The sequence below is a fragment of the Arthrobacter sp. SPT-J7 genome, assembly GCF_059089965.1.
Window position 1 is genome coordinate 1 of sequence record NZ_JBNHFF010000232.1, and the last position, 4,962, is coordinate 4,962.

6 protein-coding genes and 1 riboswitch are annotated in these 4,962 nt (G+C 65.1%); of the genes, 1 reads left to right on the plus strand and 5 read right to left on the minus strand.

Annotated elements, in window-relative coordinates; translation table 11 throughout:
* The 5 genes from AC5RWX_RS30125 to AC5RWX_RS30145 form a co-directional block, all read right to left on the minus strand.
* A partial coding sequence (locus AC5RWX_RS30125; RefSeq protein WP_494099887.1) for a KH domain-containing protein occupies positions 1-93 on the minus strand: 93 nt, incomplete at its 3' end.
* 1 nt (position 94) lies between these two features.
* Positions 95-511, minus strand: a complete 417-nt coding sequence (gene rpsP, locus AC5RWX_RS30130; protein WP_163162679.1) for a 30S ribosomal protein S16 — start codon at positions 509-511, stop codon at positions 95-97.
* A 205-nt stretch (positions 512-716) separates the two neighbouring features.
* The gene (locus AC5RWX_RS30135) at positions 717-1,157 is read right to left on the minus strand and encodes a hypothetical protein (protein WP_494099884.1); all 441 of its coding nucleotides are present in this window, start codon (positions 1,155-1,157) and stop codon (positions 717-719) included.
* A gap of 118 nt (positions 1,158-1,275) precedes the next feature.
* Complete coding sequence (locus tag AC5RWX_RS30140) at positions 1,276-2,151, minus strand: VOC family protein (protein ID WP_494099885.1); 876 nt, start codon at positions 2,149-2,151, stop codon at positions 1,276-1,278.
* A 109-nt stretch (positions 2,152-2,260) separates the two neighbouring features.
* Complete coding sequence (locus AC5RWX_RS30145) at positions 2,261-3,343, minus strand: amidohydrolase family protein (protein WP_494099886.1); 1,083 nt, start codon at positions 3,341-3,343, stop codon at positions 2,261-2,263.
* Between the two features lie 102 nt (positions 3,344-3,445).
* A riboswitch (TPP riboswitch) is annotated at positions 3,446-3,553 on the plus strand.
* Between the two features lie 15 nt (positions 3,554-3,568).
* Here AC5RWX_RS30145 and thiC point away from each other — a divergent pair.
* Positions 3,569-4,962: phosphomethylpyrimidine synthase ThiC (gene thiC, locus AC5RWX_RS30150; protein WP_494099888.1), on the plus strand; the 1,394-nt coding region annotated here is incomplete at its 3' end.

The following is a 4,962-nucleotide window of genomic DNA, read 5'->3' on the forward strand; positions in this document are numbered from 1 at the left end:
GTCCCCGCGGCGGTTGCTCTTCGAGCTGACCTTGACGTCATCCGGGGAATCGACGATTCCCCGGACCAGGTGTTCCAGCGCTTCTGCCAGCAATTTACTCAGCCTCGGTGGTCTCTGCTTCGGCCGGTGCCTCGGCTGCGTCAGACTTGGATGCCTTCTTGGTGATGGCTTCCGGGATGATCACGGAACCCTTTTCCGGGGCAACGAAGGCTTCCTTCTGGGTCTTGGTCCTCAGGGTGCCTTCCTGGCCCGGGAGGCCCTTGAACTTCTGCCAGTCACCGGTGATCTTCAGGATCGCGGCAACCTGCTCGGACGGCTGGGCGCCGACGGACAGCCAGTACTGGGCACGCTCGGAGTTGACCTCGATGTATGAGGGCTCCTCGGTGGGGTGGTACTTGCCGATCTCCTCGATGGCGCGGCCGTCACGCTTGGTGCGTGAGTCTGCAACAACGATGCGGTAGTACGGTGCGCGCATTTTGCCAAAGCGCTTAAGGCGAATCTTTACGGCCACTTTTGTGGTCACTCCTGTTTCAGAAAGGGGGTGAACCCGGCGTTCTGCACCCGTGGGGCGGGCCGTACTTGCGGGCTCGAAGGACAGGATCCGGACGCGGAGAGAGGGGCCACGCAGATCGAGTACCTGTTTATTGTGCCAGATGAGCGCCCTGATTTCGACTTGACACCCCGCCGGCCGTCACCGGCGAAGGCCGGGCGCTCCGTCAGGAGGACCAGACGTACAGGCCGCTGCGCTCGGAGTCGTCGATTCCGCTGGCCAGTTCCGCCAACTGCGCCACGTAGGCGCGGGCCTGGGTGGCATCGAAAGGCATGTCGTCCTGGGCCGCCCACTGTTCGGCGACGTCATCGAGGACGTTGCCCTCCCCTTCGACCTCGTAGGTCAGGAGATCGGCCAGGGCGCGGACCATGGCCGGGGGCACCGCCAGGAGCGAATCGGTGGCCACGTCCACCATGGTCAGCTCGTAGTCGGCACCGCCGGCATGCACGGCAGTGCCTGCCAGCTCACCAAGCTGTTCAACTTCGAGGTCGCTGATTTCCGGGATCCGCACGGCCTGCGCGGCCGGCCCGCTGCCACCTTGGTCCAGGACGCCGGCGCGCTTCAGCGCGCCGTCGTGGGTAGCGACAAAGATCTCGGTGAAGCCCATGGGAATGCCCTCATTCCGTCGACGGTACGGCCTTGCAGGCGGCACCTGCCGCCCGGCCGTTCAGTTTCAGCCTAGTACAAGGCCGCCTGCCGGTTCCCGTGGAGCAGGTGCGGCACCGTCAGCGGGCCGCTACGCGGATCCGGTTGCGCCACGGATCCTCAAACCGCAGTTCCGCCCCCGTGTGGTGCGCCGGCACTCCGGCGACCTTCAGCCGGTCTGCTAGCGCCCCGATGTCGTCTCCGGGCGGCACCTCGATGAGCACCTCACCGAGGCCGAGCGTGTCCTTGCGGGGACTGGCGCCGCGGCTGTTCCAGACATTCATGGCCATGTGGTGGTGGTAGCCGCCTGCGGAGACAAACAACGCCTGCCCGTGCCAGCCTGCGGTTTTTTCAAACCCGAGAATACCCACATAGAAGTCGCGGGCCAACTGAACGTCGCCCACCTGGAGGTGGACGTGGCCCACTCCTGCCACGCTCCCGTGCTGGCGCTGAAGGGACTCTTCGGTGAGGTGCTGCTCGAGATATCGCTGCGGCGGCAAGGCGAGGCTGTCCATCACCACGTCCGTGCCGTTCCAGGACCAGTTGCTGCGCGGCCGGTCCCAGTAGAGCTCAATGCCGTTGCCTTCAGGATCATTGAAATAGAAGGCCTCGCTGACGAGGTGGTCGGCGCTGCCCGTAAAGGAGCGCGGCTCGAACCGGGCGGCGGTGGCGATGGTGGCGGCGAGGTCAGCCTGGTTCTCGAACAGCAGCGCGGTGTGGAAGAGTCCGGCTTCTCCCCTGCCCGGGAGGTTCAACCCCGGTGCGGGCGCGAGGTGCACAAGCGGCTTCTGCAGCCGGCCGAGGTAGAGCCCGCCGTCCTGCTCGGCGATGACCTCGAGACCGAGTGCGCGCTGGTAGTAATCCGTCATCACCTTCATGTCGCCCACCTTGAGCATCACGGTGCCCATGGCGAGGTCGGCAGGAAGAAGATCCTGGCTGGCGGGTTCTGCAGTCATTGAAACTCCCGGCGCTTGGGCCCTTCGGGTTGCGGGCCTATGACTATTAAAATTACTTGAAGGTTCAATTTATTCCAAGTGTCTCAAAGTCAGCTGCGACGCTCGCGGTTCAGCGGATGACGCGGCCTTCCAGCACTACGTGGGCCAGTTCGCTGACGGCTTTAGGGGCATGCCGCGGATCATCATGGCACAGCACGACGTCGGCGCGGGCACCCTCCTGAAGTCCCTCGGCACCCAGCCACCTCCGGGCGCCCCAACAGGCGGTGTCGAGGGCAGCGGCCATTGGCAGGCCTGCGTGGTGAAGGGCCAGAATCTCATCGGCGATCCTGCCATGCGGAATGACGCTGCCGGCATCGGTCCCGGCGTAGATCTGCACTCCTGCTTCGTACGCCTCCAGCACCCGCTCCGCCCGGCGCTCCCACAAGGCCCGCATGTGCGCGGCGTACCGGGGAAACTTAGGCTCCGCCTGGGCGGCGATGTCCGGGAACGTTGCGATGTTGATGAGGGTGGGCACGATGGGTACGCCCTGCTCGACGAACCGGGGAAGGTGCCGTGGCAAGAGCCCGGTGGCATGCTCGATGCAGTCGATCCCGGCGTCCAGCATCTGGTCCAGCGTTTCTTCGGCAAAGCAATGGGCGGTGATCCGGGCGCCTTCATCGTGCACCGCCTGCACGGCGTCCCGGACGAAGGCGGCGGGAAACGAAGGCGTCAGGTCGCCGGCGCCGCGGTCAATCCAGTCCCCAACGAGCTTGACCCAGCCGTCGCCGTCGCGGGCCTGTTTCCGGACAGCTTCCACCAGACCGTCCGGTTCAACTTCTTCGGCGAAGCCCCGCAGGTACCGCCGCGTCCTGGCAACATGCCTGCCGGCGCGGATGAGTACGGGAGCGTTCCGGCTGCCCTGCAGGAAGCGGGTGTCAGCAGGGGAACCTGCGTCCCGCACCAGCAGTGTTCCAGCGTTCAAGTCGGTTCTGGCCTGTTCCTCCGCAACTGCTGCCTCCACCGCGCCGCCGGCTCCCAGCCCGATATGGCAGTGGGCGTCCACGAATCCCGGCAACACCCAGCCGTCCAGGGACTTGAGCGGTTCCCCCGCCGGCCGCTGGAACGTCAGCCTGCCGTCAACGGACCACAACCCCCGCCGCTCGCTGTCCGGCCCGGTGAGGACGGTTCCCGTGAAGTGAATGATCTCTGCCATGGATTTACCTCTTTCCCGCCCCGACAGGCTAGCACCGCAGGATGTGGCAGGGGCCGTCTGCCTTGTCCCTCCCTGACCTTCGGGGGTCTGTGGTAGCTTTCATCTTGACCACACGGGTGCCCCTGCAGGGGCTGAGATCGGGCTGACGCGGCCTGCGACCGTTGAACCTGTCCGGGTAATGCCGGCGAAGGAAGTGAGTAATCCTTGAGTACACCAATTGCACCGTTGAACCCTGCCCACATTCTGTCCGGCTCGGCGGAAGGCGGCCAGGACCACGCTGCTGTCACGCAGTCGCTGAAGTCCCATTCCCTGGCGTTTGTCCGCGATGAAGAATCCGGGATACAGGTGCCCGTTACTGAGATAGCCCTGGCGCCTTCACCCAACGGCGACTCCAATGGTCCGTTCCGGATCTACCGCACAGCCGGCCCGGGGAGCGACCCCGTCCGCGGCCTCAACCCCTTCCGCTCAGCATGGATAGAAGCGCGTGGCGACACGGAAACCTACGGGGGCCGTGGACGGAACCTGCTCGACGACGGCCGCTCGGCTGTCCGCCGCGGTGCGGCCAGCGCGGAGTGGAAGGGCGCCCGTCCGGTGCCCCGCCGCGCCGTCGAAGGCAGGACGGTGACGCAGATGCACTATGCGCGGCAGGGCCTCACCACCCCCGAAATGCGTTTCGTGGCGCTGCGGGAGAACTGCGATGTGGAACTGGTCCGCAGCGAAGTGGCCGCCGGCCGGGCGATCATTCCGAACAACATCAATCATCCCGAGTCGGAACCAATGATCATCGGCAAGGCCTTCCTGGTCAAGATCAACGCCAACATCGGCAACTCGGCGGTCACCAGTTCCATTGCCGAAGAAGTGGACAAGCTCCAGTGGGCCACTCAGTGGGGCGCAGACACAGTGATGGACCTTTCTACCGGCGACGACATCCACACCACCAGGGAATGGATCATCCGCAACTCGCCCGTTCCAATCGGCACCGTCCCTATCTACCAGGCCCTCGAGAAGGTCAACGGCGAAGCAAACGCGCTGACGTGGGAGATCTTCCGCGACACCGTCATTGAACAGTGCGAACAGGGCGTGGACTACATGACCATTCACGCCGGCGTCCGGCTCCGGTACGTTCCCCTGACCGCCAACCGCGTGACCGGCATTGTGTCCCGTGGCGGATCGATCATGGCCGGCTGGTGCCTGGCGCATCACCAGGAAAACTTCCTGTACACGCACTTCGATGAGCTCTGCGAAATCTTCGCACGTTATGACGTCGCGTTTTCCTTGGGCGACGGCTTGCGGCCGGGGGCGACGGCCGATGCCAACGATGCCGCGCAGTTCGCCGAACTGGACACACTCGCCGAACTGACGCAGCGGGCCTGGGAATTCGACGTGCAGGTGATGGTGGAGGGTCCCGGGCACATTCCGTTCCACCTGGTCCGGGACAACGTCGAACGCCAGCAGGAGCTGTGCAAGGGCGCGCCCTTCTACACCCTGGGCCCGCTCGTTACCGACGTGGCACCCGGGTACGACCACATCACCTCCGCGATCGGCGCCACGGAAATCGCCCGCTACGGCACGGCCATGTTGTGCTACGTCACCCCGAAGGAACACCTGGGCTTGCCCAA

What these genes read in the sequence shown, in the direction of transcription:
- AC5RWX_RS30135 (WP_494099884.1), bottom strand. Translation starts at nt 1,157, where the DNA reads ATGGGCTTCACCGAGATCTTTGTCGCTACCCACGACGGCGCGCTGAAG.
- AC5RWX_RS30140 (WP_494099885.1), bottom strand. Translation starts at nt 2,151, where the DNA reads ATGACTGCAGAACCCGCCAGCCAGGATCTTCTTCCTGCCGACCTCGCC.
- AC5RWX_RS30145 (WP_494099886.1), bottom strand. Translation starts at nt 3,343, where the DNA reads ATGGCAGAGATCATTCACTTCACGGGAACCGTCCTCACCGGGCCGGAC.